The sequence below is a fragment of the Thermococcus sp. JdF3 genome, assembly GCF_012027495.1.
In the GTDB taxonomy this organism is placed as follows: domain Archaea; phylum Methanobacteriota_B; class Thermococci; order Thermococcales; family Thermococcaceae; genus Thermococcus.
The window spans coordinates 38,586-64,577 of the sequence record NZ_SNUK01000007.1 but is presented as its reverse complement, the minus strand read 5'-3'; the positions used below and the strand labels follow the sequence as shown (position 1 = coordinate 64,577).

The window sequence follows — 25,992 nt, the reverse complement described above, 5'->3', positions numbered from 1 at the left end:
TAAATCGGAGTGTAATCTAAGTATTCCAGGGTGACGCTGATGGTGTATTGGCTGACCTTGATGGCTTTGGGCGGCGGGGAGCTTGTGGTTAACAAGGCGGGCATGCGTAAAGACCTCCTGGCCTGGCATCTGCGGGAGGTTCGTGAACTTGCATCCGAGTACGACAGCGCTTTTCAGGTTCTTCTGGAGCTGCTGTCGGACGATAACCCCCATGTGAGGGCCAACGCCCTCCAGGTTCTTCTTGACATGGTCGGGGAAGATGGACTCTCCCAGAGTCGGCTCTCCGCCGCACTGGATGGAATAATCTCCCTGACCAGAGACGGTAATGAGAGGGTTGCCCTCAAGGCGCTGGAGGTTCTGAACGCCCTTCTTGAGCGGGGTCAGCTTACCGAGGAGGAGTACGGTAGAATCACAGATGCGCTTATGGATGTCATCAAATCAGGCATTCCGATACTCAGTGAATACGCCTCAGAGGGCCTGGGTAAGGTGGGTGCAAAGTTTGCAAAGCTGGCCTATCGTTTGATAGGCTGGCTGTTCTCCCTCATAGGCTCAAGCAAAAAGCGTGAAGTCCAGGGTGCCGCGATAACTGCCCTGACCGAGATGGCCAGCAAGACTGAAGACACCAAGGTTTTAAACGAGGTATTCGATAAGATGGCGGACCTTCTTTCTCATCCAGACCCATACGTTGTCGAGAGGGCGGTTATGTCCATGGACAGACTTCTGTCTCGCTCCGACAAGCTCAGCATGAGAAATAAGTTGAAGGCCATCAACGGCATTAAACGGCTCAGGGGAGACGTTAAACTCGGTATCCGTGCGGCCCAGGTCCTCGAAAAGCTTGAGAAGTCGGCGGGTGTTGATAATGCCATAAAGGACACCGAGGACCTTACAAAGAGCATGACTGCCAGTCAGTACAGCGCGAAAGACATCGACCGGCTTCTCGATGCTGGAAAACCCGAGATCGTGGCTGAACTCGCCAAGATGGATCCGGAGGTTATGGGCCGGGTTCTCGGGATGCTGGAGGACGAGGACTACACCAGAAGAATGGACGCCCTGTGGATAGTCTCCAGACTTACCCAGTACCTGACCCCCTCCGATGCCTACAGCATACTGCCCGTCCTGGGGGAGTTTCTGAAGAGCAAAAACCCGTGGGCCAGGGAAACCGCTGCGGAGGTTCTGGCGGATATCTACACGCTTTACCCGGGAACCCAGAAGTTTTTCGCGTCCCTCCTTAACGTGCTCCTTAAATCTGCCCATCCACGAGATATAGAGGGTGCGCTGGAACTCCTCTCCAGAATCACCGATAAGGTTCAGGATGATGCCTTCCTGAGGTCAACAATGGGTGTCATGTTTCAGCTCCTTGAGCGGGACGATGCCAGGGGGGTTGTGCTTAGATTCCTCGCCAGGGAGGCCCAGCGGCTCATGGATCTGGATGAGGAGTTGCTTTTCGAGCTTAAAGACCGGCTTAAAACAGTGTACGGTATGGATGGCGGGAAGTACGATGAGATAATCGCTTCCCTCATAGACGTCATTGATGACATCCTCCGCCTCCGTCAGAGAGGTGTTGTGGTCCACACCTAGTTCTGAACCTTTCGTTTTGGAAATGCCTTTAAGATAGTCCTTTTTTAGCTTTATATGGTGAGCCCTATGGATTACGACGATGTTAACGTCAAACTTGGGGAGATAGAGGAGCTCCTCGACAGGCTGGGTAAACAGCACCCGAAGGAGATATCGGCCTTCTCGAGGTTTCTCAGGGAGACCCTCGACAACAAGGCCCTGACCACTAGGGAAAAGGAGCTCATAGCCCTCGCCCTCGGCATAGCCCAGGGCTGCGAGTGGTGCATCTATCTCCACACCCAGAAGGCCCTCGCCGCCGGTGCCAAGCCAGAGGAGCTTATCGAGGCGGGCCTCGTTGCGGTTCTCATGGCCGGTGGTCCTGCCCTGATGCACCTCATACCGCTCATGAAGGCCATAGAGACCTTCCAGAAGGAGAAGGGAGAGGAGTGAACCTCGACGTTTTCGTTTTGTTCTCTTCTTTGGTCTGACTCATTCCTCAGTCAGCTTCAGTATGGCCTCCGCCAGGTCGCCGTTTGCCTCTTCGAGGGCCTTTTTTGCTGTCTCGTAATCGACGCCGGCCTGCTCCATGACGAGCTGGACGTCCTCCTCCGAGACCCTTACGATGGCCCTGACCTCCTCACTTCCCGGGACGATCTGATAGCTCTTCTCGCCTTGCGCGGTTATTATCGTAATGACTGGCTCCTTGAGGACTATCTCCTTGTTCTCCATCCTGATTATGACTTCCTCAACCCCCTCGAGCTCCTCCATCTTGATGCCCATCTGGCGCATGAGCTTCTTCATCTGCCGCGGGTTCATCCCCATCATCGCTACCACCTGGGGAGAGTTATCCCCGGATTTTAAAAAGGTTGGCAAGGTTTTTGGGTGCCCCGCGAAATCCTTCCCGGGAGAGCATGCCGTACATCCCCCGGACCGTTCCCGCGGACTTTCAGATTGTATTTGGCTTCTTGGCAATAGCCCTGCCCATCCTCGCAGCCTGGTTCTTCTTCGACTGGATGGAGAGGTACGCGGAGAGAATGGAGAGGGAAATAGCGAAAGAACTCGAGGAATTGGAGGAAACGGGAGAGGTGTACTAGTCAGGGATTACTCCTTCTTCTCCCCCGGAAAATTCGAGGTTTCCTCGTTGGCTTTCATGATCTTCTGCCTGTACTCCTCGTACTTCTTTCTGGCCTCTTCCGCCTTCTCCTTCTCGCCCAGGTAGTCGTACGCCTCGGCGACGTGCTTCCACCACATCGGGTCTTCCTCGGCCTCCTTCAGGCAGTACTCTAGGAACTTCTCGTAGGCTTCCCTGGCGAGCTCCTCCTTCCCGAGCCTCCTGGCGATGTTACCGACGTCCTCGTAAAAGACGCCCTCCTCCCCGGCCTCCTTCTGGTAGTACTCCAGGGCCCTCTCCCATGCTTCCCTGGCCTTCTCCTCGTTGCCCAGCTCCTCGTAGAGCTTTGCCACGTCTTCCCAGAACCAGGGCTCCTCCTCGGCGTAGCGCTCGAGGGCTTTGGCGGCCCGTTCCATGTTTCCGGCCTTCTTCCAGTACTCGTGGGCCTCCTTCAGGTAGTAGGTGTCCTTTTCCTTGTCGTAGAGGGCCTCGTATATCTCCGCGGCCTTCTCGTACTTCCCGGCCTTTTCGTAGGCCCAGGCGGCGCTCTCCATCCAGCCGAGCTTCTCGTACATCTCGGCCGCCTTCAGGTAGTTCCCGGCCTTCTCGTACTTCCTTGCTGCAGCTTTGTACTTGCCCGCCCGCTCCAGCTTTTCGGCCGAACGGAAGCGGTCCGCGAGACCGAGGTCGGGTTCGCTGATGTACCAGATTCCAAAGGCGACGATCGCTATGAAGAAGACGATTATTCCGGCGACGACGTTGAGGCTCCGCCAAGTGGCGCTCAGGTAGAGGCCGTAGCCGCTCACAGCGGTGAATATCGCGAGTATCGCCCCGTACTTCCAGCTTTCGGCGTAAAGCGTGAGCCCTGTGAAGAAGAGCAGCATCAGAGTGACGCCGAGGAAGCCGAGGGTGAGTATCACCTGGAGCAGCAGCTTCCAGCCGCCGTACCAGACTATTCCAGCGGCTATCGCTACAACCGCTATCAGGAAACCGATCAGGTACGCTTTGAGCTTGTCCATTCTTCCACCCCCTCGATTTTGAGCAGGAAGACCTTTTCGTCCAGTCGTGGCGTGTAGTAGCCGATGCCGTCGTGGGCAACGACGCGATGACAGGGAACAACGATGGGGTAGGGGTTCCTCCTCATCGCCCCGCCTATGGCCCGCGGTGAAGTACCAATGGCCCTGGCAAGGCCACCATACGTTATAACACTCCCTCTTTTAACGTTTTTCGTGAGCCACTCGTAAACCCTCCTTTCAAAGGCCGTTACGCCCTCAAAGGAGAGCTCCGGTAGAATTTCGGCGTTGCCCACCCTGCCGATGATGACGTCCCTGACGAGGGTGGGGTAGTCCGACCTTCCGCGTCCGGTACTGATGTCCACACCCCTTCTCCTCAGAAAGCCCGTGAGGCGGTCGAGGTTCCTCTCGAACTGCTCCCCATCCAGAGCGAAGGTTATCCCCTGAATCCCGTCCTCAAAAAGCACAGCTATCCAGACGTCTCTGTCAGCTATCCGGAACTTCTCAACGCTCAACATAATCCCATCGGTAACGCTTTAAGGGTAGGGCTTTAAACGGTTGCGGTGGTGGGATGAAGATTTACGTGCTCGGGGCCGGAAGCATAGGCTCTCTTTTTGGCGCGCTCCTCTCGCGGGCGGGGAACGAGGTCACCCTGATTGGAAGGGAGAACCAGGTCAGGGCGATAAACGAGAACGGTCTGCACGTCTCGGGGGTTGAGGAGTTCACGGTTCATCCCCTGGCCAGCCTCACCGCCCCAGATGAGCCGCCGGACCTGCTGATTCTGGCCACGAAGTCGTACTCTACGAAGGTAGCCCTGGAGTGCGCCAGGGGATGCATAGGGCCGGATACGTGGATACTCAGCGTGCAGAACGGCCTCGGCAACGAGGAGCTGGCCCTTAAGGTGACAGGAAAGGTCATCGGCGGGGTGACCACGAACGGTGCCATGCTCGTTGAGTGGGGCCACGTGCGCTGGACCGGGCGCGGACTCACGGTTATTGGGAGGTACCCGACGGGGGCTGATCCCTTCGTGGAAAGAGTGGCCGAAGTTTTCAGAGCTGCGGGCCTTGAAACGTCCGTTACGGAGCACGTTATCGGCTGGAAGTGGGCGAAGGCCATAGTCAACTCCGTCATCAACGGTCTTGGAACTGTTCTGGGAGTGAAGAACGGTGCGCTGAAGGATGACCCCTATCTCGAAGCGGTGTCCGTGGACCTGGCGCGCGAGGGGTGCCTCGTGGCCCAGAAGCTGGGTGTGGAGTTCGAAATACACCCCCTGGAGCTCCTCTGGGATACGATAGAGCGGACGCGGGAGAACTACAACTCAACGCTCCAGGATATACGGCGCGGTAAGAGGACAGAGGTGGACTACATCCATGGAAAGATAGTGGAGTACGCACACTCCGTAGGTCTGGAGGCCCCCAGAAACGAGCTTTTGTGGGCCCTGATCAAAGCCAGGGAAAATCTAAATAAACCGGGCGGTGAAGTTTAGACTGGAGGGGTCGAAGATGCCCATATTCGGGGGTAAGGAGAGCAGCGTTTTTGAAGCCATAGACGAGCACCTTGAGGTCGTCAGCGAGTCCCTCGTTGCCTTCAGGGAGCTGGTTGATGCTTACCTCAACGGTGACTTTGACAGGGCCAGGGCCTTTGAGAGGGAGGTTGACCAGCTGGAGAGCAAGGCCGACACTCTCAGGAGGGGCATAGAGACCATGCTCTACGAGGGCGCCTTTCTGCCCGCCAACAGGGGGGACTACGTAAGGCTGAGCGAGCTCATCGACCAGGTCGCCGATGCCGCCGAGAGCGCGGCCCACACCCTCATACTGGCCAAGCCGAAGGTTCCGAAGGAGCTGAGGGCCGAGATCATGAGGCTCGTGGAGTCCGCCGTTGAGACCTACGGGGTTCTCGTTCAGGCGGTGAACGCTATGAACTCGGACGTTGACAGGGCGATAGAGCTGGCCAAGGCCGTGGAGGATGCCGAGGAGATAGCCGACGAGGTTGAGTACGACGTCAAGGGCAAGGTTTTTGAGAGCGAGACCGTTACGACCTACGCAAAGCTCGTCTGGAACCAGATACTGACGAAGATAGGAGACATAGCCGACCGCGCCGAGGACGCGTCGGATCAGGTCATGCTCATGGCGATAAAGAGAAGAGGATGAGGTGATGGAAATGGTGAAGGTTTTGGTTGCGGCACCGCTGCACGAGAAGGCGATTGAGGTTTTAAAGAATGCCGGTTTTGACGTTGTTTTTGAGGAGTATCCCGATGAGGCCCGCCTTCTGGAGCTCGTCGGGGACGTTGAGGCTATAATAGTCAGGAGCAAGCCGAAGGTGACGAGAAAGGTCATCGAGGCCGCCCCGAAGCTCAGGGTCATAGGAAGGGCGGGCGTCGGTCTGGACAACATCGATCTTGAGGCCGCCAAGGAGCGCGGAATAAAGGTCGTGAACAGTCCCGGCGCCTCGAGCAGGAGCGTCGCCGAACTCGCCGTTGCGCTTATGTTCAACGTGGCCAGGAAGGTTGCCTTTGCCGACAGGAAGATGCGCGAGGGAACCTGGGCCAAGAAGCAGGCCATGGGAATCGAGCTTGAGGGCAAGACCCTTGGGGTTGTTGGCTTTGGAAGGATAGGCTACGAGGTCGCCAAGATAGCCCGCGCCCTCGGCATGAACGTCCTGCTCTACGACCCCTATCCGAACGAAGAGAGGGCCAGGGAAGTCGGTGGAACCTTCGCCTCCCTTGAGGACCTCCTCAGGGAGAGCGACGTTGTCACCCTCCACGTTCCCCTCATCGAAGCTACCCACCACCTAATAAACGAGGAGAGGCTTAGGCTGATGAAGTCCACCGCAATACTTATCAACGCGGCTAGGGGCGCCGTCGTTGACACCGATGCACTTGTCAAAGCCCTCCAGGAGGGCTGGATCGCCGGTGCCGGCCTCGACGTCTTCGAGGAGGAGCCGCTCCCGGCCGACCACCCGCTCACCAAGCTTGACAACGTTGTCCTGACCCCCCACATCGGCGCCTCGACCGTCGAGGCCCAGATGAGGGCAGGTGTTCAGGTCGCGGAGCAGATAGTCGAGGTTCTGAAGGGCTGATGCCCTTCTTCCCTTTAGTTCATCTTCAACTTCTCGCAAACCTTTACCAGCATACTGGTAAAGTTCGCTGGAAAAGTTTACCAGTATGGTGGTACGATTTTGATGAGAAGTTTGCCAGTATAGTGGTAAACTTTATAGGGAGTTTGAACTAGTTTGTCCTATGAACGTTGAGGAACTTAAGAGGGTGCTGGCTGATCAGTGGGATACCCTGAGCAGGAAGCTTGAGCGGGAGAACATCGTCGGGAGAGAGCTGAAGGGGAGGATTCTTGCTAACTTCAGCCCAACGGCTCACATAATAACCGGGCCGAGGCGCTCCGGAAAATCTGTTCTCTCGGCGACCCTTCCCGGCAGACCACTGTACGTGAACTTTGAGGATCCTGCGATGGCGGGTTTCGCGATTGGGGACTATAGGAGGCTTATGCAGGCAGGTTACGAGCTTTTTGGTGAGTTTGATTACGTGGTTCTTGACGAGGTTCAGGAAGTCGAGGGCTGGGAGAGGATGGTTTCGGTTCTTAGGGACGACTATCCAACGGTGCTGACCTCCTCCCTGCCGTGAGGGGCGAGGGTTCCAGTGAATTAACCCCTCGCCATTGGAGGGGAGGTTTGAGGGGCTTCACTAAAGCCCAACTCAAAGCGGGCTTTCAGCCCCTCTGGCCGGGCCTCCGGCCAGTTACCCCTCCTTTGGGCGAACAAACCGCCCAGATTCGGGGTTATCGTTTTGGCAACCTTTTTCAAAATGTTGAAGGCTCCAACGAGGTCGGCGTTGAAGGTAAGCCCCGTTGCGGGACACTTAAATAATCCCCTGACGAACCTCGCCCCCTCGTGGGGCTTCCCGCAAACGGGACAGGTCTTTGAGGTGAAGGCCTCATTGACCACAACAACCTGAATACCATACTCCTCAGCCACTTCCTTCAAGCGTTTAATGACCGTGTTAAACCGCCACACGTGAGAGAGGATAAAATTCTGCTTCTTACCCTTATCAGAGTTTTGGGCTATGCCCTTGGGATAACCAACGATAATTGTGGAAACACCCAAATCATAAAGCCTCTTAACCGTCTGTCTCATGACAGTGTTGATGTAATGCTTCGCCTGGAGTTTCGCCTTCCCGTGCATTCTCCTGAATTTTCTACTCGTCTTCTGGCCACTTTTATTGAGTTTTGACTGGTAATCAGCTATTTTCTTTTGCCAGTAAAAAGCTATTGACTTCAAGGGTCTTCCGTTCACGAGGAAACTTTCTCCGCTTTCCACGTAAACGGCCATTAAATTGTTCACTCCCAAGTCAATCCCCGCTGAGAGGTTCCCCTTTGGTTTTCTTGGAAGATTAACCCACTCCTCACTCTCAAGCTTTTCCTTCACAGTGAAGCTGATGTGGGCATACCACTTCCGCCTTACCTCGTCGTAAGTTATCTCTAAGCGTCCCTGCCTGCCCTTCAAGTGTATTCTACCCTTGAACTGGATTTCCAAGCGTTTGAACTTGCCAAGGCCTTTGAGGATTAACCTGTTCCCTTCAATCCTGTACTGGTCGTTCCTGAGGATTATGAAGGGTTTCCTCTTCTCGCATTCCTTCAGGTAGTTCGGTGGCTTTGGCTTAAGCCATTCGGGGAGTTCACCATTCCGCTTCTTTCTTGCAAGGGTGAAGAAGCTTCTCCAAGCTTCCGCATTCTTTCTGCAAATTTGCTGGACTGTTGCAGAGCCGATTTCCTTCTTAAACTCCTCATAAACGGTTTTTTCCGTCGTGTTAAAGTCCACGATTTGCCCTTGGAAGAACTGTTGCCGCCTGAGGTAGTTTACCCTGTTCCAGACTTTGGCCCCAAGGTCTGTTAACTGATGGAGTTTCTCCTCTTGCTCTTTGGAGGGTTGGAGTTTGACCGTCACCGAACGCTTCATTTCAAAGTATGGTATGAATTTTAAGCTTTAAAAAAGTGTTGCTTTCCTGCTGAAGGACCGGTTGGGTTGATTATTGCATCCCCGCCGTGAACGGCGAGGCTTGAGAAGAGAAAAATGTAACGGGAAGCAATGCCCGGCTTCTTTCACGGGAGTTCGCAACGTATCTGACTGGAAGATACCTGGGCTATACACTCCTGCCGTTTTCGTTCAGGGAGTTTTTAACGTACCGGGAAATTGAGCCGGATGTTAAGATAACGAAGGACGAGGCTCTGATAAAGAGGGCCCTAACGGAGTACATCGAGCGCGGTGGCTTCCCGGAGGCTCTGCACTTCGGCAGGGAGTACCTCATAAATCTCTACAACGATATCATCACGAGGGACGTCATAGTCCGCTACGGCCTCAGAAACGTCCGTGAGCTGAAGGAGGTCGCCTTCTACCTCTTCTCGAACTTCGCCGGACGATTTACATACAGCAAGACAAAGAACGCCCTCGGAATCGGTAACATCGAGACGGTGAAGAACTACGTCGAGTACCTTGAATCTGCCTACCTGATTTTTGAGCTTCCCAAGTTCTCCTTCAAGCCCAAAGAAGTTGTGAGGAGCGATAAGAAGGTCTACGCAGTTGACACGGGAATGCTCAACGCGGTCCTGCCAAAGGTTTCGGAAAACATCGGTAGGCTCATGGAGAACGCAGTTTTCATTGAACTCCTACGGTTCAAATATTACAAGAGACACAGTGTTGAACTCTACCATTATCGGGACACTAAGGGCGAGGTGGACTTTGTTGTGAGGGATAAAGGGGAGACCGAACTCATACAGGTTACGTATGCCTCAAGTGAGGATGAAGTAGCTTCAAGGGAGGTGGAGAACCTTTTCAGGGTTATGAAACTGTTTGGTGTGAACAGGGGGACGCTGGTGACGTGGGACTACTCCGATGAAATAGTAGAGAACGGGCTGAAGGTCGAGGCGGTTCCCTTGTGGAGATGGCTTTTAAATTCCCACGTCAAACTTTTTAATCAAGACCCGAATATTTAGACAGGTGAATGCCAATTGCTTGTCGATGCCATCGTTGAGGCGATAAGGTTGGCCGTCACGAGGATCCCGGACGACGTTATTTCTGCTCTCAGAAAGGCCTACGAGTTTGAGGAGAGCGAGGTGGCGCGTTTCAACCTCGAAAACATCCTGAAGGCCGTAGAAATTGGGAGGGATGGCTCGATCCCCGTCTGCCAGGACACGGGGACGCTCACATTCTTCGTGAGGGCAGGGGTTGAGAGTCCTTACCTTCGCGGGCTGGAGGGGGCGATAGTCGAAGCGACGAGGAGGGCGACGCGGGAGGTTCCGCTCAGGCCCAACGCCGTCGATGTTCTGAACGGGAAGAACTCCGGGGACAACACCGGCCGGTTTGTTCCGGTGGTTCACTGGGAGCTTGTTGAAGGGAGCGAAATCGAGATAGCCGTCCTCCCCAAGGGGGGCGGCAGCGAGAACTGCTCCGCCCTCGCGATGCTAACCCCCGGCGAGGGATGGGAGGGGGTGAAGCGCTTCGTCCTTGAACGGGTCAGGGAATGCGGTGGCAAGCCGTGTCCGCCGGTGATACTGGGGATAGGTGTGGGCGGGGGCGCGGACCTCTCGCTGAGTCTGGCCAAGAGGGCTCTGCTCAGGAGGGTTGGGGAGAGGAATCCCGACGGTAGAATAGCAGAAATCGAGGCTGAGCTCCTGGAGGATGTCAACTCCCTCGGAATGGGCCCTATGGGCATGGGGGGCAGAACCACCGCGCTGGACGTCAAAATCGAGGTCGCCCACAGGCACCCCGCGAGCTTTCCGGTCGGTTTGATAGTCCAGTGCTGGGCCAACAGGAGGGCTTTCCTCAGGATAGAGCCGGATGGGAGGGTTGACGTGTGGCAGTGAGGCTGAGAACTCCTCTGGGTGAAGAGGACGTCCTGACTCTCAGGGCCGGCGACGTGGTTCACCTCTCCGGGACGGTTTACACCGCCAGGGATTCGGCACACAGGAAAATCCTTGAGCTGGCTGAGAAAGGAGAGCTTCCCCTCGACTTTGAGGGCGCGGTGATATATCACTGCGGGCCCGTGGTGAGAAACGGTGATGGGGGTTATGAGGTCGTCTCTGCCGGCCCCACTACCAGCGCGAGGATGAACCGCTACCTGGAGGGGATTCTCTCCCTCGGCGTCCGCGGGATAATCGGAAAGGGAGGGATGAACCCGGCGCCCTTTAAAGGCCGGGCCGTCTACTTCGCCTTCACAGGTGGAGCTGGCTCCCTCGCGGCGAAGAGCATAAAGAAAGTCAGGGGGGTGCTCTGGCTCGACGAGCTTGGCACGCCGGAGGCGGTGTGGGTTCTCGAAGTCGAGGATTTCCCGCTGCTGGTGGCGATAGACGCTAACGGTAGCTCCCTCTACGGTCGTTGAGGGGCGCTATCTCCCGCTCGTAGAACTCCCTCCAGCGCCTCAGTCTCTCCTCCACCTCTTCCCCGCGCACGCGTATCCCTGCAACGTTTTCGCGCATCGCTTCCTCGGCAACCGCCCTCGCGACCCTCGGGTGGACATCGGGGTGGAACGGGGAGGGGATTATCTCGTTCTCGTTGGGTTCGATTGTTTCCGCCATGGCCGTTGCGGCGGCGATGACCATCCCGTCCGTTATGGTTCTGGCCCTCACGTCGAGGGCTCCCCTGAAAATCGCCGGAAATCCGAGCAGGTTGTTCACCTGGTTCGGGTAGTCGCTTCTGCCGGTGGCCACTATCCTTGCGCCAGCCTTTTTGGCATCCTCTGGGAGTATCTCCGGCGTTGGATTGGCGAGCGGGAATACTATCGCGTCGTCGGCCATCCTCTCAATCCACTCTGGCTTTATGACGCCCGGCCCGGGCCTCGTGAAGGAGATTAGAACGTCCGCACCCTTCAGCGCCTCCTCCGGACCTCCCTCAACACCCTCGGCGTTGGTCTTTTCAAGAAGCCCACCGCGGTAGGGGAAAAGCTCCTCAATCGGAAGGTCCGGTGTCAGAATCCTTGGCTCCCTTTTCACAAGCTCGACAACGCGGACGTTTCCGGGGGGCACTCCGGCCTTCGTGATCAGTCTGAGGGTGGCGAACCCCGCTGCCCCCGCCCCGAAGAGCGCGACCGTGATCTCGTCGGGCTTCTTTCCGACCACCTTCAGCGAATTTATCAGTGCCGCTAAAACGACGCTCGCGGTCCCCTGCTGGTCGTCGTGGAAGACGGGAATTTCGAGCTCTTTTCTCAGCCTCTCAAGGACGTAGAAGCATTTCGGGGAGGAGATGTCCTCAAGGTTGATCCCGCCGAAAGAGGGCGAGACGGCCTTAACGACTTCTATGAAGCGCTCGGGGTCTTTTTCTGCTAAAACAAGCGGAAAGGCATCAACTCCCCCGAAGGCCTTGAAGAGCAAAGCTTTCCCCTCCATGACCGGGAGTGCCCCGAGGGGCCCTGTATCTCCGAGGCCCAGGACACGCGTTCCATCGCTCACGACGGCTATCGTGTTTCCGCGGTTGGTGTATTCAAAGACGTCCTTGGGGTTTTCTCGTATCCTTCGCGAAACCTCCGCTACGCCCGGTGTGTAAGCGAGGCTGAGGCTCTCCCCCGTGAGGGGAACCTTGGGTATTACCTCTACCTTTCCGTTCCCTATGAAGTTGTCCCTGTGAAACGTTAGGGGGTCCATCCCACCACCGGTGTTTGTTGGCATGTGTAAGTTAAAAGGGCTTTGGTGGTTTTGGGTCTTTGACATAAATATGGAAACGAAAGAAGCCGGGGGAACCAAAAGCTTTTAAACCCCGGGCCGGTTCCTAATACCGGGTGTGGGCCGGTAGCTCAGCCTGGTATGAGCGCCGCCCTCGCAAGGCGGAGGCCGCGGGTTCAAATCCCGCCCGGTCCACCAGAAAACAAACTTCCTGTTCTTTGTACATTCACCGTTTCTGGTTTCACCTGCTGCATCTACGTTTCATGAGAGAGCATATTGAACGGAGACACATCCGTTCGTGAGTGCTGTGGGCTTAGTACTCGTCTTGATAGATGTATAATCCTTTCCCGTGGAATTCAGGGATTCCTTTGGCATTTATTGAAAAAAACTGGGACCTTAGTCAAATTTTGTTCAGAGCTATTGGGGAAAATTACTTAAGTGCTTTGTCGTTTTTATCATTCGGTGAGGGTTATATGGAATTTGATCTCCTGAAGGAACTGGTGTCCATAAGCTCCCCGTTTGGGAAAGAGGAGGAGATATCCAAATTCATAGCTTCGTTTCTCGAGGAGCATGGCCTTGAGGTTGAACTCCTTCCGGTGGAGGGCTTTGGGAGCAATGTTATAGCCCATCTCCCCGGCAGGGGCCATACGGTCGTTCTTAACGGTCACATGGATACCGTCAACCTGTCCCCCGGCTGGACAAAGAACCCCTACGGAGAGCTGGAGGGCGACCGCTTCTACGGCCTGGGCAGTGCGGACATGAAGGCGGGTCTCGCGGCGCTCCTGTCCGCGTTCGTCGAGATGGCGGAGCTTCCCCGAAAGGAGCGGCCCACCGTAATCTTCACCGCGGTCGTTGATGAGGAGGGCTACTCCAGGGGTGCATGGGAGCTTATACGAAGCGGAAAGCTGGACAGGGCGGATGTTGTTCTCGTCGCCGAGCCGACGAACGAGAGGCTCATGCTCGGTGCGAGGGGACGCTTCGTTGTTCAGGTGGAGGTCTTCGGGAAGAAGGCCCACGCGGCGAGGCCGTACGAGGGACTCAACGCCATAGAGGAGCTGGGAAGGTTCGTCGGCTCCCTCTGGAAGATACGCTTCAGGAACCACCGGAAGCTCGGCGCTGGCTCATACTGCACCCTCCGCATTGAGGGCTCCGCCGATGGCCTGAGCGTCCCGGACTACGCCAGGGCGATAATAGACAGACACGTGGTTATCGGTGAGGACTGGGATAGGGTTAGCTCCGAGCTTCTCAACCTTGCGGAGAGGGTGAAGCTGAAGGGGGACATCAGGGTCTCGAAGTTTGAGAGGCCGACGCCGGATATGCTCCCCTACGCCGTCAGGGAGAACGACCGCTTTGTGAACATCTTCAAGTCCGTTCATCGAACGGTACTCGGCGGGGAGCCGGAGATAATCTACGGCAGGAGCGTGGGGGACTTCAATTACTTTGGGACCTATCTCAACAAGCCGACGCTGGTTTACGGGCCGGTCGGCGGCAACTGGCACGGAAGCGACGAATGGGTGAGCGTTGAATCCCTGAAGAGGGTGAAACGGGTCTACGTTGAATTCCTGAAGGCGCTGGTTTAAAGACATAAAAAAGTGGGGCAGAGGCGTCCTGGGCGAACTCAGAGCTTTCTTCCAACAAGGGCACCTACCATGAACGCTCCCAACGCCGCTACCGCCAGGGCCGCGGTGGGGAGTCCCTCGGACGTCCCCCCCGATTGGGCACTGGAGGAGCCCTCCGCCGGAGTGGACGTGTCTGTGGGTATGATTATCTGGGGCACGCCGGTTGAGTTGTCCTGGGGCAGCGGTGTCTGCTGGGACGGTGCACTTAGGAAGAGGCCGGCGGTTTCCCTGGCGTACTGGTAGAATATCATCGCGGTCTGCATATCGTCGATACTTCCGTTTTCCTCGGCGCTCTTCTCGTAGCTCTCTGCGAACTCGTAGTAGGCCATCGCAAGGATGGGCGTGACGCCCTGGCTCTGGGCCACCCCGATGGCGGTTTTGGCATCGGTCTTCATCGCCTTCATCTTATCCATAAGCACGCTCTGGTTGTCTATACCCAGCGTGTCGAGGAAGACCTGGGCCCTCACGCGCGCCTCCATCGCCGTGAACAGCGCCGCAGAGTACTTGCCGTCCTCGTAGTACTGCTCCGCCTGCTGGATGCTCTGACTCAGGTCACCCCCGACGGTGCCGTACATCGACTCTATGTATGTCACGATGAGGTTGGACTCGTCGATGTAGTCCCTCGCCGTGGCCTTGACGACCTCTCTGCTTATTTCGTCCCTCCCTGCGAACCTCTCTCCGAGGTGTGCCCATAGCTCCGCGGTTCTGGCCCTCTCGTAGGCGTATGCCGCATCCCCCACGGCGTCCCAGTAGTCGCCGCTGTAGTAGTACTTCCACGCCTCATCAAGCAACCCTTTGGCCTCTTCAACCCTCTCCTCTGCGGCCGCCACTGCCTGGAGCATCGTGATGCCTTTTATGGTTATTCCGGAAACTATGCTCTCCGACGCGTTTATCTGGTTACCTGTGGTCTTAAGGAGCCTCTGAACATCGTCCTGCGACTTCACGTCCAGGTACCAGTCAACGTGCCGTATCATTATCCTTGCCTGGAAGTCCTTGCTGAGTGCGGTGTAGTACATGCCATCGTCGATCGCTTCCTTTGACTGGTTGAGAACCGCGCTGGCCTGGTTCAGGGCCTCCATAAGCGTGGTGTACGTCGCGTAGCCCACGTTGCTGTCCTTGAGCTTCCGGAGGGTCTCCCTGTAGTATGCTGTGGTGTTGTCGTAATCGCTCAGGGCGTCGTCTCTGAGGAACGACGTATCGACGCTGACGTATGACGGAGCCTCGGGCCTCGGTATCCTGTGCCCGGTGAAGTAATAGACGGCGTCGTATACGTCCTTTATCTCAACAACAGTCAGGCCCCAGCGCTCTTTCGCGTAATCTACCACGTCCACCTTCTTCGTCTGGGTGTTTATCTCCACTATGCCCCCTATCTCCTTCTTCTGGGTCTCCTGGACGTACTGAACCCGCTGTCCCTCTGGGATGAGGAACACGGTGGCCCCGACGTCGTGGGCGGCGGATGCCTTCTCCAGTATTCCTCCGACCGGGCCGATGGTGCCGTCCGGGTTTATCATTCCCGTCATCATGACCTTTGGATTGACCTTCCATCCCTCAAGGGCAGCTATTATTCCGACGGTCATGGTTCCACCGGCAGATGGTCCACCGATGATCGGAGAATCGGCTTTTATCTGAATGAACACGTCGTACTTGTTCATATCCACACCGAGAACCTTGCCCGCTATCTGGGCGGCAAGCCTCGCGCTGGCCTGCATGTCTACCTCCGCGAGGGGCCAGGTCTCCACGTAGACGTGTCCCGTTCCAGGCGCGACTGTTATCACGAAGTCCGTGGCCACTCCAATGAGTTCTCCGTTGGAAGTCTTTGAGACTGCAGGTGCTTTTAAAACAACCGTGTGTCCCTCTCCTGGACACTGGGCCGCTGCAAATCCTGCGAACGGCAGAATCAGCAGGGCTATGACAAGCATTGAAATGGCTCTTTTCATCTCTCTCACCCGTTTTTTAGGTCGTTCTGACTTAATAAAGCTCTTTTGGTTCAATTTTCTTATAAACCGGCGCCGTAGTTTGAGGACAAATTTTTAAACTGTGCCTTCTACTGGTTGAGTGGTGGGTCTAATGGGCCTGTTCAGCTCGCTGATAAACCGCAAGTTCAAGAACATCGCGGGAGACAGGTACGAGGAGATTTCAAGGCGCTACCGTGAGTTTCTCCTCCTGCCGGAGGAATTCGTTCTCCCGGAGGTTAACTCTATACTGATGCCCATCGACAGGTTCTCCGGCGAGATTCCGGAGGAACTGTACGAAACGCTGAGCGCTTACCTGGGGGCCTCGGTGACTCTGGTTTACATCTCCGAGAAGCGGACTCTCTCCCTCATCGAGCAGACCCTGGGTAAGATGGAGGCCGAGAAGCTCAAGAACGCAAAGATAGAGTTCGCCGAGGGGATGCTGGCAAGGATAGCCCCGAGGCTTGAAGAGCTGGGACTTCGCGTCGAGCGGAGGTACTTCATAGGGAGCAAGGCGGACGACGTGATAGGACTTGTGGGGGAGGGCTTTGACCTTCTCGTGGTATCAAGGAGCTACGGCTCCGAGGTCACGAAAACATCTCCCGTAAGCCCCATAGTCCTTAAGATCGTTCAGCACCTTGATAAACCCGTCCTGGTTTACTGAGGGTGGTGGCGATGGAGCAGGCAGTGATGACCGGAATCGCAGTGGTTGTGTTCCTCGTAACCTACGCAATGATAATCAGCGAGAGAGTTCACAGAACGGTGGCGGCCCTGTTCGGCGCAGCGCTGGTTCTTTTGCTCGGAATAGTCCCCTGGGAGGCAGTCTCAGAGCACCTCGACCTTGGAACGCTCCTGCTTCTCATAGGGATGATGATAATCGTGAACACCGCCAAGGAAAGCGGGCTGTTCGAGTTCATAGCCATAAAAACCGCCAAGTTTGCCCGGGGGAACCCGATGAAGGTGCTCCTCCTGTTCTCCGTCGTCACGGCGGTCATAAGCTCCGTTCTTGATAATGTCACAACAGTCTTACTTCTGACCCCGATGCTCCTCTATATAACGCGCCTCATGGATATCAATCCAGTTCCATTTCTCCTGGCGGAGGTTTTCGCCTCGAACATCGGCGGAACCGCCACCCTCATAGGAGATCCCCCCAACATAATGATAGGCTCTGCCGCGGGGTTAAGCTTCAACGAGTTCCTCCTCAACATGGGGCCGATAGCACTGGTGGATCTCTTCGTCTCCCTCGGGATGATATACCTGTTCTACCGTGGGGCGATGAGGATAAGCGACTCCAAAAGGGAAAAAATCCTCTCGACCCTTGAAGAGCTGAGCGGGGAGGATGCGATAAGGGACTACTCCCTGTTCCGGAAGTCGGTCATCGTCATAGTCGGGGTTATTCTGCTCTTCTTCGTTCACGACAGGCTTGATATTCCCCCGGCAGTGGTCGCCCTGGTGGGGGCATCGGTGCTCCTCCTCTGGAGCGGAATGGACCCGGAGTCGATACTGGAAAAGATTGAGTGGACGGCGATATTCTTCTTCATGGGGCTCTTCATACTGGTGGGGGCGCTCGTTGAGACCGGCGTCATCGACGGCATCGCCCGCTGGATAACCGGCTACATAAGCAATACCTGGGAGGCGCTCGTCATAATAACCTGGTTCTCTGCAATAGCGTCCGCCGTAGTGGACAACATTCCCCTGACTGCGGCGATGATTCCCCTCATAAAGGCGATGGGGAGTACCATGGACGTCTATCCCCTCTGGTGGGCGCTCTCGCTCGGTGCCTGTCTTGGAGGGAACGGAACGGCCATAGGTGCGAGCGCCAACGTCGTTGTGCTTGGTATAGCCGCCAGGGAGGGTGTCAGAATAACCTTCATGGACTTCCTCAAGGTTGGACTGGTCATAATGCTCGTCACCGTCACCGTCGGCCTGGGATTGCTCTGGATAAGGTACATCGGGGTGTGAGTTATGAGGATACTCGTGTTGATAGACGGCTCGAAGTGGAGTCAGAAGGCGGCGCTTCATGCGATAGCGGTGGCCAAGAGGAGGCACGGCAAGGTGATACTATTCTCCGTTCTCGACAGGAGGGAGGCAAAGGCGATGGCCTTCAACCTCGGCCTCTACAGCGAGAACCTTTCCCAGGTGGAGAAGTTCGAGGCGGAGATATGGAACGACATGAAGAGGAGCATAAAGCACCTTATGACCACGCTCCTCGAACTGTGCCATGAGGAGGGGGTTAACTGCTCCTTCAGGATAGTGGAAGGCTCGGCGAAGGAGAAGATACTCGAGGAGGCCAACTCCGGCCAGTACTCCCTCGTGGTCATGGGCGCCTACGGGAGGAGCGGAAAAACGAGGATAGGGAGCCTCCTGGAGGAGGTCGTCGGCTCCATAAACCCGCCCGTTATGGTGGTCCGCTAGCGTCTCCAGAGGGAGAGCACGAGCAGGGCCAGCACGAGCACCTCGAGGGCCCCGACTATCAGCCCCACGTCCCGCGCTATCCACTCCGCGAGGCTCGCCATCTCTATCGTTTTTTTGATTGCCATCAGGAGGAAGGCTATTACCAGATACATTGCCGGACGCAGATGGCTCTTTTTGTACGCAATGAACGAGATCCCGGCCAGCGTCAGCGCAAGGATCAGCGCCATGATAGCGAGTAGGGTTTCCATCATTCTCCATCACCCACGCTCGTCAGCAGGTCTATCAGGTTGTCGGCCAGCTTCTCCCACAGGCTCGGCCGGTACTCCTTTATCAGCCTTGCTATCAGCTCGGGATCGTAGGAGAGGGTGTATATGATGCTCCTGCTTTCCTTCTCCGCTGTCACGACACCGAGCTTTATCAGTTCGTTCATGTGGTAGCTCACCGTCGGCTGGCTGAGTCCAAGGCTCCTCGCCATGTCCTTCTGGTTCTTCGGCCCCTCCATGAGGAGCAGTAGTATCCTTCTCCTGGTCTCAGTGGATATTGCTATGAGCAGCCTCTGCGCCTTCTCCTCAAAGCCCTTCGGGAACAGGTAGCGCCTCTTTCCCACCTTCCTGGAGAATATCCTGCCCTCCTTCTCGAGTTTTCGGAGATGGTACTGGAGGTCGCCTATTCCTATCCCGAGCTCCCTTGCCAGCTCCCGGAAGGTTATCCCCGGCTTGTCCGTGATAGTTTCGAGTATCTCGTTACGCCTCTCCATGGCCAACCCTTAAACCCTGTGGTTCATCCATCTATACCCGTCCTCTATGACAACCCATATAAAGGAACTCCCTTTTATGTCCATCGGTGTGCGTATGGAGGAACTGGTGAGAAAGGCCGGGGAACTGGCGGGACGTTACGGTATACCATATTATGAGATTAGGATAACCCGTGTCACTGCAGCCCATCTCGGCATGCAGAACGGCCAGCTTGAGGAGCTTTCCCTAAACACCGAGATGGGCATAGGGGTGAGGGCCTTCAACGGCGCCTGGGGTTTCTCCAGCGCGAACGACATGAGACGGGCGGAGGACGCTATAAAAACGGCAATGAAAATTGCGAGGCTCTCAAGAGGGAAATCGGAGATTTACCTCGGTGACCCCGTGACGGACAGGGCGGTGATCGGTGTTAAAAAGCCCTTCACGGAGGTCGACATCGAGGACAAGCTCGCCCTGGTGAAGGAGATCGATTCCCTTCTGAGAGGGGATGCCATCTCAAGCAGGCGCGTCCACTACGGGGACGGCCTCAAGGAGACCTTCTACTTCAACTCCCTGGGAAGCGAGATAGAGACGGTGACCCCTCGCCTTCGAATCGCCCTCTCGGTTACCGCCAGGGAGAACGGCGAGATGCAGGGCTACTGGAAGAGCTTCGGCGGGACGGCTGGCTGGGAGCTGATGGAGGGAATAGACTTCTCCCTGTGGGCGGACCGCATCAAGGAAAAGGCGGTCTCCCTCCTCCACGCCCGCTCGCCGCCCTCGGGCGAGTTCGATGTGATAATGGACCCTGAGCTTACCGGAGTCTTCATCCACGAGGCCCTCGGTCACGCCGCCGAGGCGGACGCCGTCAAGAACGGCGACAGCATACTCGCGGGCAGGCTGGGGGAGAGAATAGCCGTTGAGGAGCTCACGGTCGTTGACGACCCGACGCTGCCCGGCAGGTTTGGCTCCTACGCCTACGACGACGAGGGCATCAGGGCGAGGCGCGTCGAGATAATCCGGGACGGGGTATTGGTGAACTACCTTAACGACCGTGAGACGAGCGCGCTCCTCGGTCTCGAGCCGAACGGCCACGGGAGGGCGCAGGGCTACAACTACCAGCCCCTCGTGAGGATGAGCAACACCTACGTTGAGCCCGGCGACTGGAGCTTTGAGGAGATGGTCGAGGAGGTTAAGAACGGCCTCTACATGGTCGGCGACAAGGGCGGCGAGGTTGATACCGCCGGCGGCACCTTCACCTTCGGCGCGAGGGAGGGTTATGTAATTGAAAACGGCGAGGTGAAGGAGATGGTTCGCGATGTGGCCCTGTCCGGGAGCATACTCGACGTCCTGAAAAACATCCGCGCCATCGGGAACGACCTGAAGGTCGATTTTCCGGGCTACTGCGGCAAGGGGCAGTGGGTTCCGGTTGACGACGGCGGCCCGCACGTCCTTACGAGGGCTCTGGTGGGCGGGCTTCGCTGAAGAATGGGTTTCTGTTTTGGATTCGCGAGACTTGAAAGCAAAGCGTATATACATCAACCTTCAATTTTATGTATGGTGACGAAAATGGCGATAGATGTTGGTATTATACAAGATGTGGAGATTCTGCTGAAGAACCTGAACGGGTACGAGCTCCTCAGCTACGCCATATGCAACGAGAAGTGCGGGGCCGAGAGCTACGAGTGGCTGGCCAGGCGCGTTGAAGGAATGCTTGCCGACGAGTTCCTGCAGCTGGCGGGGGAGAAGAGGAAGCACGCGGTCCAGATGATGGGACTGTTCGAACGGCTTTATCCCGGTATGAGACCGCTGGAGTTCAACGCCCCTCCCCTGGACACCCTGCCGGTGTGTGATGAGATGATGGGGGTGGGGGACGTTGAAAACGCCCTGGCACTGGCCCTGATCTCCGAGGCGATAGGCAGGGATATATACAGAAAACTCCAGCGGATGGCGGGCGATGAGGAGGTTGCGGCGCTCTTCGGGGAACTGGCCGCAATAAAGGAAAACGCCTACGAGCGGCTTCTCCGGCTGTACGGCGAGCTTACGTCCTCCCCGCAGTGGGGGGAAATACCACTGCGGAGGTGGCAGAATACCTTTTAAATTCCTTTTCGAACTCTCCCCGGTGAACCGATGATAGATGAACTTATTGGAATCCTCGAGCGCGAGAACGTGGAGTGGGAGCTTTACTGGGAGAGGGGCAGGGGAGGCTCCTTCAGGATAGAGCGCGAGAGACTGGAGCGCTCCCAGAGAAAGTTCCATTCGGGGATAGGCCTCCGCATCGGCTACAGGGGCAAACTCGGTTTCTCCTACATCACGGGACTCGCCCACGACCGTGAAACGCTTGAAAATTTTGTGAAAAGAACGATAAAGCTCGCGAGGATAAGCGAGGTGCCCTTTGCGGGATTCCCCTCAGGGGGAAAGCCGCGCCCCGTCGGTGGACTCTACGACAGGCTCATCGACGAGATTCCCTTTGAAGACGCCCACGCCCTAGCGGGCGACTTTGCGTCCAGGATGGCGGAGCTTAAGGGCGAGGGAATTACCCTCTCCGGCTCGCTGGCTTTCGGCGTCAACACCTACGGCGTTGCGAACTCGAACGGTGTTTTCCTCGAGGAGCGCTCCACTGGAATGAGCGTTTCCGCCTACGCGGTCAGGGGCGGCGGGAGAACGGGAACCGGCTCATACTATCAGTCGTACCGCTCGCTTCAGCCATTTGAGGAGCTTGAGCGGGCTATAACCCTTGCCATCGAGGAGGCGGAGCTGAGCGGCGCCGCCGGAAAGCTTGGGGGATACTCCGGCGCGCTGGTTCTTGAGCCCGAGGCATTTGGGGCGATTCTGGGGATTCTGCTTGAGAACCTCTACGGCGACAGCGTTTACTTCGGCAGGAGCAGATTCTCGCGGCCCGGTGAGCCTGCGACCGCCGGAGGGCTTACCCTCATCGACGACCCCTCCCTCGAGGGATTCCCTGGGAGCTACTCCTTCGACGGTGAGGGGACTCCTTCCAGAAGGACGGTTCTCGTTGAGGATGGCGTGCTGAAGTCCTTCCTCCTCGACCACACGTACGCTTCGTTTCTGGGCATGGAGAGCACGGGCAACGCGGTTCGGGACTTCAGAACCATGCCCCACATAGGGACGAGCAACCTGCTGGTCAGGCCTGGAGGGGAGAGCCTCCGCGACTTCGAGGGGGTTGTGGTTAAGAAGGTTTTCGGCGAGCACACCGCCAACCCCGTCAGCGGCGACTTCTCCCTGACGGTTGAGCTGGGATACGTCGTGAGGAACGGGGAGCTTCAGCCCTTCAGGGACAACATGCTTGTAGGAAACGCCTTCGAGGTTCTGCGGTCAATCCTCGCCGTTGGGCGGGAGACGGTTCGCAGGGGATCCTTCGTCTCTCCGAGAGTCCTGACGGTGGCCAGAATAGTGTGAAACGGCGGCCGCCGCGGTAACCTTTTATACTTTGCCATTGTAAAATGTATCCGGTGATGTCACAATGGCCGCTCACGCTGTGGACTCGATTCTTTTCGGACTTAGGCCAGGTGAGACAGTCCTCATCGAGTACAGTGCGGTTTCCTCCCCCGAGCTCCTCCTTTACCTGGTCTGCCGCAGGTGCATGGCCCGGGGGACACCGCTCCTGATCGACGATATCTCCGATGCCTTCGCGGAGAGCGTCATCCGCCTGGACCTCATGGGGCTGGAGCTTGAGGGCCTCAGGAATGTCCCGGTTATAAAGATTGGAGGTAGCAGGGACATCGGAAGCGTCTTCGGGAGGGTGGAGGTGGATAAGTACTTCCTCGATTTTAGGTATTACACCGAGATCTACAAGAAGATAGTCCCCGAGGAGGTTGTTTTCAATCCTGTCCTTGGAATCCACAAGCTCTTTATCGCCCTTGATCGGCACGAGGTCATACGGCTGATCCGCAACATCTCGACCTTCGTCGGGAAGAAGAGCCGCGTGGCGCTGTACTTCCTCAACCGGGACATCGTGGAGAGGTACTCCCCGGAGCTGCTCTCGTTCTTTGAGGAGACTGCCAGCACGGTGCTCCGGTGGGATTTCGAGGGCGGCAAATACAGGCTCCGGGTCGTCAAGGCCGCGAACAGCTCTATCGTGGGCTCCACGGTCTCCCTGAGCTTCAAAGACATATCGAGACAGTAGTGTGAAGGCTTTTAAACCCCCCATCCTTATCACCTTTGGTGATATAATGAGGGCAGCCCTGGCTATGATTTTGATGCTGCTTCTGATACTGCCTCCCGCTGGGGCCCATGCGGTACCCGAGCGAGGCGTCATATACCAAGTGATGGTTGACCGCTTCTACGATGGGAACCAGAGCAACAACGAGCCCTTTTATGACCCGACCCACACCAACTACCGCCTCTACTGGGGCGGTGACCTGGAAGGCCTCACCGGGAGGCTGGACTACATAGCGAGCCTCGGCGTCTCCATGATATGGGTCTCCCCCGTGAACGACAACATCAACAAAATGGCTCATGGAAGTGCTCCGTACCACGGCTACTGGACGAGGGACTACAAGCGCATAGAGGAGCACTTTGGAACCTGGGAGGATTTCAGGAGGCTCGTGAAGGAGGCCGAAAAGAGGGATATATGCGTAATCGTCGACTACGTGCCCAACCACGCAGGCCCGGCAATGGACGGCGAATTTGGGGCCCTCTACGACAACGGCACCTTTGTAACTGACTACTACCGGGACACCAAGAACGCTACGGTAAACCCATACACCGGGATCAGAGAGAACGTCTACCACCACAACGGCAACATCTTCACATGGGAGGGGATTCCCCTCAAGTACGCCAACCTCTTTGGCTTAGCCGACTTCAACCAGCTCAATCCCTGGGTCGATTCATACCTCACCGAGGGCGCGCTCCTCTTCGTTAACTCCGGAGTCTGCGGCTTCAGGATTGATGCCGTCAAGCACATGGAACTCGGCTGGCTTGAGAGCTTCTACCTGCGTCTCTACTCCAAAGCCCCGCTCTTCATCTATGGGGAGTACTACTCACTCTCTCCCGAGAAAACCGACGACCTCTATGAGCTCTATCGCTATTCCAACGTCTCGCCGGTCCTCAACATACCCGTAAGGGAGGATATCGTGAGGACTCTCGGCTTCGTGGGAAGTCTTGAAACCCTCTCCAGAACGCTTGAGGACTATTATTCTCTCTTCGTCTACCCGAACAAGCAACTCAACTTCCTCGACAGCCACGACCTGGTTCGCTTCCTTAACGAGGCAAAGCGGGACGACGCGGTGGAGCGCTTCCACATGGCTCTGGCACTGACGATGACCCTGCCCGGGATTCCGGTGATATACTACGGTGACGAGAGCTACTTGGTGAGCGGGGACGGAAAGGGCGACCCGTACAACCGGCCGATGATGGTCTTCAACAACACCACCGAGGCGGCGAGGATAATCAGAACGCTGGCAGAGCTGAGAAAGACCAACGATGCCCTGGCCTTTGGAGACTTCAGAACGGTTTATGCCAACTACTCCGTATGGGCATTCGAGAGGACCTTTGGGAACCACAGGCTTTTCGTGGTCATGAACAAAGGCTCTCAGAGGAACCTCACGCTTCCCCTGGACTGGGAGGATGGAACCTACCGCGACGCCCTGACCGGCGCCGGGATGAGGGTCTCCGGTGGAAAAGCATTCCTGGAACTCCTGCACAACAGCTTCTATGTCTTCCACGTCGAGGGAGAGCAGAACGAACCTCTCATCGGCTCGGTAACTCCCTACACCGCAGAGCCCGGTCAGAGAATCCTCATTGGAGGTGCGGGCTTCGGCTCCTCCGGAAGGGTTCTCATCGGCGGCGTTGAGGCGAGGGTTCTCTCGTGGAATTCAACCGAGATACTCGTGGAGGTTCCGGAGGTGAAGGCTCAAAGGGCCTGGCTCGACGTCGTGGTCGAAACCGGGGAAAAGGCCAGTGAACCGGCAAAGCTGCGCTACTATTCGGGGAACGATGTTCCAGCGCTTATAGCCATCAACGCCACCAACCTCACGGGCGGCCTCTGGATTAAGGGCAGCCTCCCGGAGCTGGCGGAGCCGAGGCCCCTGCTCAGGTCCTCGACAGGCTACTACTTCACCGTCGCCCCGCTCCCCAACGGAACGGCCTTCTCTGTGGAGCTCTACAGGGGCTCTTCCTGGGGGGAGCTTGAACCGCTCAACGTGACCCTCTACGGCTTCGTGAACTCCACGGTTGTGGTTCTAAGGGATGAGCCTCCCATCGTTGAAACCGAAACGGCTCCAGCGATGCCAACAATGACGATAGTCCACGGGCCAATTGAAGAGAACCCTCTCCCCTACCTCCTCGCCGCCCTTCTCCTGCTCGGGGTGGCTCTGATAATCTGGAAGAAAAGGGGTTAAATCTGCTCGAGAAGCTTCTTTCTCTTTTCTTCGTACTCTTCGGCACTTATAACGCCCATGTCGTAGAGCTCCTTGAGCTTCTTCAGCTTCTCCAGGGGGTCATCTTTCTCAGCGGTCGCGGGATGGTGCTGGACTGTGGCTCCAGCCGAGACGACCCTGCTCACGAACTCCTTGGGTTTCTTCAGAACCCACGTCTCGTGGGTCAGGCCCTTCTTGACCTCTATCGTCACCGGTTCGACGGCTATCGCGTTCAGGGCGTCCTTTATGGCGTTTATTGTATTCCTCGCCTGCTCCTTGTTCATCCAGCCGAGCTTGAGCCTTATGTTCTCCTCGCCCTTTATGAGGAACTCGGAGGACATGACTCCCAGCTCAACGGTGACTTCCTCGAGCTTCTGATACGGTATGGCCTTTATCTCGTACCTCCCGAGTATCTTCTCGTCGAGGTAGATTATCCTCCTGTTGGTTACTATGAGCCACTTCGGCTTCTCCACGCTTATCTTCTTGCGGACGGTGAACAGAACATCCTCATTCGGCTCCAGGTGTCTCAAAACGGACTTTGGAAGGTTGTTGCCCATTAC

Annotated in this window: 28 protein-coding genes, 1 tRNA gene and 1 pseudogene; 21 read left to right on the top strand and 9 right to left on the bottom strand. The window is 56.6% G+C overall.

Annotation, left to right across the window (positions count from 1 at the left end; all coding sequences use genetic code 11):
* The first annotated feature begins 39 nt into the window (after positions 1-39).
* Together E3E42_RS11115 and E3E42_RS11110 are read left to right on the top strand one after the other, a co-directional pair.
* Positions 40-1,578 carry a hypothetical protein gene (locus E3E42_RS11115; RefSeq protein WP_240913694.1) on the top strand — a complete coding sequence of 513 codons (1,539 nt, stop codon included), beginning with the start codon at positions 40-42 and terminating at the stop codon, positions 1,576-1,578.
* A gap of 66 nt (positions 1,579-1,644) precedes the next feature.
* A complete protein-coding gene (locus tag E3E42_RS11110) occupies positions 1,645-2,004 on the top strand; it encodes a carboxymuconolactone decarboxylase family protein (RefSeq protein ID WP_167904807.1) in 360 nt (119 codons plus the stop codon).
* Positions 2,005-2,043: 39 nt separating this feature from the next.
* Here E3E42_RS11110 and E3E42_RS11105 read toward each other — a convergent pair whose 3' ends face one another.
* The gene (locus E3E42_RS11105) at positions 2,044-2,379 is read right to left on the bottom strand and encodes a nascent polypeptide-associated complex protein (RefSeq protein WP_167904805.1); all 336 of its coding nucleotides are present in this window, start codon (positions 2,377-2,379) and stop codon (positions 2,044-2,046) included.
* An 86-nt stretch (positions 2,380-2,465) separates the two neighbouring features.
* Here E3E42_RS11105 and E3E42_RS11100 point away from each other — a divergent pair, with 86 nt between their 5' ends.
* A complete protein-coding gene (locus tag E3E42_RS11100; RefSeq protein ID WP_167904710.1) occupies positions 2,466-2,648 on the top strand; it encodes a hypothetical protein in 183 nt (60 codons plus the stop codon).
* A gap of 7 nt (positions 2,649-2,655) precedes the next feature.
* Here E3E42_RS11100 and E3E42_RS11095 read toward each other — a convergent pair whose 3' ends face one another.
* Both E3E42_RS11095 and otg read right to left on the bottom strand, forming a co-directional pair.
* Positions 2,656-3,684 (bottom strand): tetratricopeptide repeat protein, encoded by a 1,029-nt coding sequence (locus tag E3E42_RS11095; protein ID WP_167904709.1) that lies wholly within the window; start codon positions 3,682-3,684, stop codon positions 2,656-2,658.
* Positions 3,660-4,196, bottom strand: a complete 537-nt coding sequence (gene otg, locus E3E42_RS11090) for a methylated-DNA--protein-cysteine methyltransferase (protein WP_167904708.1) — start codon at positions 4,194-4,196, stop codon at positions 3,660-3,662. The genes E3E42_RS11095 and otg overlap by 25 nt, the downstream gene beginning before the upstream one ends.
* 53 nt (positions 4,197-4,249) lie before the next feature.
* Between otg and E3E42_RS11085 the strand changes: the two genes are divergently transcribed.
* From E3E42_RS11085 to E3E42_RS11070, 4 genes are all read left to right on the top strand, one after another.
* Positions 4,250-5,164, top strand: coding sequence for a 2-dehydropantoate 2-reductase (locus E3E42_RS11085; protein WP_167904707.1), 915 nt, complete (start codon positions 4,250-4,252; stop codon positions 5,162-5,164).
* 16 nt (positions 5,165-5,180) lie between these two features.
* On the top strand, positions 5,181-5,828 hold the full coding sequence (locus tag E3E42_RS11080) for a TIGR00153 family protein (protein ID WP_167904803.1): 648 nt from the start codon (positions 5,181-5,183) through the stop codon (positions 5,826-5,828).
* Between the two features lie 13 nt (positions 5,829-5,841).
* Positions 5,842-6,756 carry a hydroxyacid dehydrogenase gene (locus tag E3E42_RS11075; protein WP_167904801.1) on the top strand — a complete coding sequence of 305 codons (915 nt, stop codon included), beginning with the start codon at positions 5,842-5,844 and terminating at the stop codon, positions 6,754-6,756.
* 160 nt (positions 6,757-6,916) lie between these two features.
* A complete protein-coding gene (locus E3E42_RS11070; RefSeq protein ID WP_167904706.1) occupies positions 6,917-7,312 on the top strand; it encodes an AAA family ATPase in 396 nt (131 codons plus the stop codon).
* A 20-nt stretch (positions 7,313-7,332) separates the two neighbouring features.
* Here E3E42_RS11070 and E3E42_RS11065 read toward each other — a convergent pair whose 3' ends face one another.
* Positions 7,333-8,643, bottom strand: coding sequence for an RNA-guided endonuclease TnpB family protein (locus tag E3E42_RS11065; RefSeq protein ID WP_167904704.1), 1,311 nt, complete (start codon positions 8,641-8,643; stop codon positions 7,333-7,335).
* Positions 8,644-8,771: 128 nt separating this feature from the next.
* On the opposite strand from E3E42_RS11065, the pseudogene E3E42_RS12225 reads away from it, so the two are divergent.
* The 4 genes and pseudogenes from E3E42_RS12225 to E3E42_RS11045 form a co-directional block, all read left to right on the top strand.
* A pseudogene (locus E3E42_RS12225) lies at positions 8,772-8,852 on the top strand (hypothetical protein); the annotation flags it as partial.
* Positions 8,838-9,677 carry an ATP-binding protein gene (locus E3E42_RS11055; RefSeq protein WP_370519664.1) on the top strand — a complete coding sequence of 280 codons (840 nt, stop codon included), beginning with the start codon at positions 8,838-8,840 and terminating at the stop codon, positions 9,675-9,677. The pseudogene E3E42_RS12225 and the gene E3E42_RS11055, both read left to right, overlap by 15 nt.
* 15 nt (positions 9,678-9,692) lie before the next feature.
* On the top strand, positions 9,693-10,547 hold the full coding sequence (locus E3E42_RS11050; protein ID WP_167904700.1) for a fumarate hydratase: 855 nt from the start codon (positions 9,693-9,695) through the stop codon (positions 10,545-10,547).
* Entirely contained in the window at positions 10,538-11,062 is a 525-nt protein-coding gene (locus E3E42_RS11045; RefSeq protein ID WP_167904698.1) for a FumA C-terminus/TtdB family hydratase beta subunit, read from the top strand. The genes E3E42_RS11050 and E3E42_RS11045 overlap by 10 nt, the downstream gene beginning before the upstream one ends.
* Here E3E42_RS11045 and E3E42_RS11040 read toward each other — a convergent pair.
* Complete coding sequence (locus tag E3E42_RS11040; RefSeq protein ID WP_167904696.1) at positions 11,034-12,320, bottom strand: NADP-dependent malic enzyme; 1,287 nt, start codon at positions 12,318-12,320, stop codon at positions 11,034-11,036. The two genes, E3E42_RS11045 and E3E42_RS11040, sit on opposite strands and share 29 nt — an antisense overlap.
* Before the next feature lie 138 nt (positions 12,321-12,458).
* Here E3E42_RS11040 and E3E42_RS11035 point away from each other — a divergent pair.
* Both E3E42_RS11035 and E3E42_RS11030 read left to right on the top strand, forming a co-directional pair.
* Positions 12,459-12,536: transfer RNA gene (locus E3E42_RS11035), tRNA-Ala, on the top strand.
* Between the two features lie 275 nt (positions 12,537-12,811).
* Positions 12,812-13,918 (top strand): M20 family metallopeptidase, encoded by a 1,107-nt coding sequence (locus tag E3E42_RS11030; protein ID WP_167904695.1) that lies wholly within the window; start codon positions 12,812-12,814, stop codon positions 13,916-13,918.
* Between the two features lie 38 nt (positions 13,919-13,956).
* Here E3E42_RS11030 and E3E42_RS11025 read toward each other — a convergent pair whose 3' ends face one another.
* The gene (locus E3E42_RS11025; RefSeq protein WP_167904799.1) at positions 13,957-15,894 is read right to left on the bottom strand and encodes a S16 family serine protease; all 1,938 of its coding nucleotides are present in this window, start codon (positions 15,892-15,894) and stop codon (positions 13,957-13,959) included.
* Positions 15,895-16,024: 130 nt separating this feature from the next.
* On the opposite strand from E3E42_RS11025, the gene E3E42_RS11020 reads away from it, so the two are divergent.
* Genes E3E42_RS11020 through E3E42_RS11010 form a run of 3 tightly spaced genes read left to right on the top strand, consistent with a single transcriptional unit; the run spans position 16,025 to position 18,324 of the window.
* Positions 16,025-16,573 (top strand): universal stress protein, encoded by a 549-nt coding sequence (locus tag E3E42_RS11020; protein ID WP_167904797.1) that lies wholly within the window; start codon positions 16,025-16,027, stop codon positions 16,571-16,573.
* An 11-nt stretch (positions 16,574-16,584) separates the two neighbouring features.
* Complete coding sequence (locus E3E42_RS11015) at positions 16,585-17,871, top strand: SLC13 family permease (RefSeq protein ID WP_167904693.1); 1,287 nt, start codon at positions 16,585-16,587, stop codon at positions 17,869-17,871.
* A gap of 3 nt (positions 17,872-17,874) precedes the next feature.
* A complete protein-coding gene (locus E3E42_RS11010) occupies positions 17,875-18,324 on the top strand; it encodes a universal stress protein (RefSeq protein ID WP_167904691.1) in 450 nt (149 codons plus the stop codon).
* Here the strand turns inward: E3E42_RS11010 and E3E42_RS11005 are convergent.
* Both E3E42_RS11005 and E3E42_RS11000 read right to left on the bottom strand, forming a co-directional pair.
* A complete protein-coding gene (locus tag E3E42_RS11005; RefSeq protein ID WP_167904689.1) occupies positions 18,321-18,575 on the bottom strand; it encodes a hypothetical protein in 255 nt (84 codons plus the stop codon). The two genes, E3E42_RS11010 and E3E42_RS11005, sit on opposite strands and share 4 nt — an antisense overlap.
* Entirely contained in the window at positions 18,572-19,081 is a 510-nt protein-coding gene (locus E3E42_RS11000) for a metalloregulator ArsR/SmtB family transcription factor (protein ID WP_167904687.1), read from the bottom strand. Before E3E42_RS11000 ends, E3E42_RS11005 begins: the two co-directional genes overlap by 4 nt.
* Positions 19,082-19,175: 94 nt before the next feature.
* Here E3E42_RS11000 and E3E42_RS10995 point away from each other — a divergent pair, with 94 nt between their 5' ends.
* The 5 genes from E3E42_RS10995 (at position 19,176) to E3E42_RS10975 (ending at position 25,414) form a co-directional block, all read left to right on the top strand.
* The gene (locus tag E3E42_RS10995; protein ID WP_167904685.1) at positions 19,176-20,537 is read left to right on the top strand and encodes a TldD/PmbA family protein; all 1,362 of its coding nucleotides are present in this window, start codon (positions 19,176-19,178) and stop codon (positions 20,535-20,537) included.
* Positions 20,538-20,609: 72 nt separating this feature from the next.
* Positions 20,610-21,152 (top strand): ferritin family protein, encoded by a 543-nt coding sequence (locus tag E3E42_RS10990; protein ID WP_167904683.1) that lies wholly within the window; start codon positions 20,610-20,612, stop codon positions 21,150-21,152.
* A gap of 30 nt (positions 21,153-21,182) precedes the next feature.
* The gene (locus tag E3E42_RS10985; RefSeq protein WP_167904681.1) at positions 21,183-22,472 is read left to right on the top strand and encodes a TldD/PmbA family protein; all 1,290 of its coding nucleotides are present in this window, start codon (positions 21,183-21,185) and stop codon (positions 22,470-22,472) included.
* Positions 22,473-22,536: 64 nt separating this feature from the next.
* Complete coding sequence (locus E3E42_RS10980; protein ID WP_167904679.1) at positions 22,537-23,199, top strand: DUF257 family protein; 663 nt, start codon at positions 22,537-22,539, stop codon at positions 23,197-23,199.
* A gap of 46 nt (positions 23,200-23,245) precedes the next feature.
* A complete protein-coding gene (locus E3E42_RS10975) occupies positions 23,246-25,414 on the top strand; it encodes an alpha-amylase family glycosyl hydrolase (RefSeq protein WP_167904677.1) in 2,169 nt (722 codons plus the stop codon).
* On the opposite strand, the gene E3E42_RS10970 is transcribed toward E3E42_RS10975, so the two are convergent.
* Complete coding sequence (locus tag E3E42_RS10970; protein WP_206206124.1) at positions 25,411-25,989, bottom strand: PH domain-containing protein; 579 nt, start codon at positions 25,987-25,989, stop codon at positions 25,411-25,413. The genes E3E42_RS10975 and E3E42_RS10970 overlap by 4 nt on opposite strands.
* Between the last annotated feature and the right edge of the window lie 3 nt (positions 25,990-25,992).

Bases quoted from the DNA above. Each gene is read 5' to 3' on its own strand.
- E3E42_RS11115 (WP_240913694.1), top strand. From the start codon at position 40: ATGGTGTATTGGCTGACCTTGATGGCTTTGGGCGGCGGGGAGCTTGTG.
- E3E42_RS11110 (WP_167904807.1), top strand. From the start codon at position 1,645: ATGGATTACGACGATGTTAACGTCAAACTTGGGGAGATAGAGGAGCTC.
- E3E42_RS11105 (WP_167904805.1), bottom strand. From the start codon at position 2,379: ATGATGGGGATGAACCCGCGGCAGATGAAGAAGCTCATGCGCCAGATG.
- E3E42_RS11100 (WP_167904710.1), top strand. From the start codon at position 2,466: ATGCCGTACATCCCCCGGACCGTTCCCGCGGACTTTCAGATTGTATTT.
- E3E42_RS11095 (WP_167904709.1), bottom strand. From the start codon at position 3,684: ATGGACAAGCTCAAAGCGTACCTGATCGGTTTCCTGATAGCGGTTGTA.
- otg (WP_167904708.1), bottom strand. From the start codon at position 4,196: ATGTTGAGCGTTGAGAAGTTCCGGATAGCTGACAGAGACGTCTGGATA.
- E3E42_RS11085 (WP_167904707.1), top strand. From the start codon at position 4,250: ATGAAGATTTACGTGCTCGGGGCCGGAAGCATAGGCTCTCTTTTTGGC.
- E3E42_RS11080 (WP_167904803.1), top strand. From the start codon at position 5,181: ATGCCCATATTCGGGGGTAAGGAGAGCAGCGTTTTTGAAGCCATAGAC.
- E3E42_RS11070 (WP_167904706.1), top strand. From the start codon at position 6,917: ATGAACGTTGAGGAACTTAAGAGGGTGCTGGCTGATCAGTGGGATACC.
- E3E42_RS11065 (WP_167904704.1), bottom strand. From the start codon at position 8,643: ATGAAGCGTTCGGTGACGGTCAAACTCCAACCCTCCAAAGAGCAAGAG.
- E3E42_RS11040 (WP_167904696.1), bottom strand. From the start codon at position 12,320: ATGGACCCCCTAACGTTTCACAGGGACAACTTCATAGGGAACGGAAAG.
- E3E42_RS11030 (WP_167904695.1), top strand. From the start codon at position 12,812: ATGGAATTTGATCTCCTGAAGGAACTGGTGTCCATAAGCTCCCCGTTT.
- E3E42_RS11025 (WP_167904799.1), bottom strand. From the start codon at position 15,894: ATGAAAAGAGCCATTTCAATGCTTGTCATAGCCCTGCTGATTCTGCCG.
- E3E42_RS11020 (WP_167904797.1), top strand. From the start codon at position 16,025: ATGGGCCTGTTCAGCTCGCTGATAAACCGCAAGTTCAAGAACATCGCG.
- E3E42_RS11015 (WP_167904693.1), top strand. From the start codon at position 16,585: ATGGAGCAGGCAGTGATGACCGGAATCGCAGTGGTTGTGTTCCTCGTA.
- E3E42_RS11010 (WP_167904691.1), top strand. From the start codon at position 17,875: ATGAGGATACTCGTGTTGATAGACGGCTCGAAGTGGAGTCAGAAGGCG.
- E3E42_RS11005 (WP_167904689.1), bottom strand. From the start codon at position 18,575: ATGATGGAAACCCTACTCGCTATCATGGCGCTGATCCTTGCGCTGACG.
- E3E42_RS11000 (WP_167904687.1), bottom strand. From the start codon at position 19,081: ATGGAGAGGCGTAACGAGATACTCGAAACTATCACGGACAAGCCGGGG.
- E3E42_RS10995 (WP_167904685.1), top strand. From the start codon at position 19,176: ATGGAGGAACTGGTGAGAAAGGCCGGGGAACTGGCGGGACGTTACGGT.
- E3E42_RS10990 (WP_167904683.1), top strand. From the start codon at position 20,610: ATGGTGACGAAAATGGCGATAGATGTTGGTATTATACAAGATGTGGAG.
- E3E42_RS10985 (WP_167904681.1), top strand. From the start codon at position 21,183: ATGATAGATGAACTTATTGGAATCCTCGAGCGCGAGAACGTGGAGTGG.
- E3E42_RS10980 (WP_167904679.1), top strand. From the start codon at position 22,537: ATGGCCGCTCACGCTGTGGACTCGATTCTTTTCGGACTTAGGCCAGGT.
- E3E42_RS10975 (WP_167904677.1), top strand. From the start codon at position 23,246: ATGAGGGCAGCCCTGGCTATGATTTTGATGCTGCTTCTGATACTGCCT.
- E3E42_RS10970 (WP_206206124.1), bottom strand. From the start codon at position 25,989: ATGGGCAACAACCTTCCAAAGTCCGTTTTGAGACACCTGGAGCCGAAT.